Source organism: Maribellus maritimus (assembly GCF_022267315.1).
Classification (GTDB): Bacteria; Bacteroidota; Bacteroidia; order Bacteroidales; family Prolixibacteraceae; genus Draconibacterium; species Draconibacterium maritimum.
Genome location: NZ_JAIKLE010000201.1, coordinates 1 through 302 on the forward strand (window position 1 = coordinate 1; position 302 = coordinate 302).

Annotated in this window: 1 protein-coding gene; it reads left to right on the forward strand. The window is 41.7% G+C overall.

Annotation, left to right across the window (positions count from 1 at the left end; genetic code table 11):
• The coding region (locus K5G00_RS29675; protein ID WP_238770294.1) for a hypothetical protein at nt 1-302 on the forward strand (302 nt) is incomplete at both ends.

A 302-nucleotide genomic window follows, 5' to 3' on the forward strand; every position in this document is an offset into this window, starting at 1 on the left:
TTAATGCAACAGCCTTTTCCTGGAAAGGACAGTATAACTCCTGAAATAGAGCTGGATTTTCGACAGAAAGCTATTGACCGTGCATGGCAACAGATAAAAACAACAACCAAAAGAACAAAACCTGACTGTATTATCTGGTTGACAGCTTACGAAGTTAACAGTAAGGAGTATGAAGGTTCTGCGCTGTTACAGGAAGTGGATTGGCTGATGAACGAAGCCGGAGACATAAAAAGAACTGCGGCAATGCGTGATTTAACCGGAACCAAAACACAGTTGATTACCTGTCTGGCCAATTGGAATAA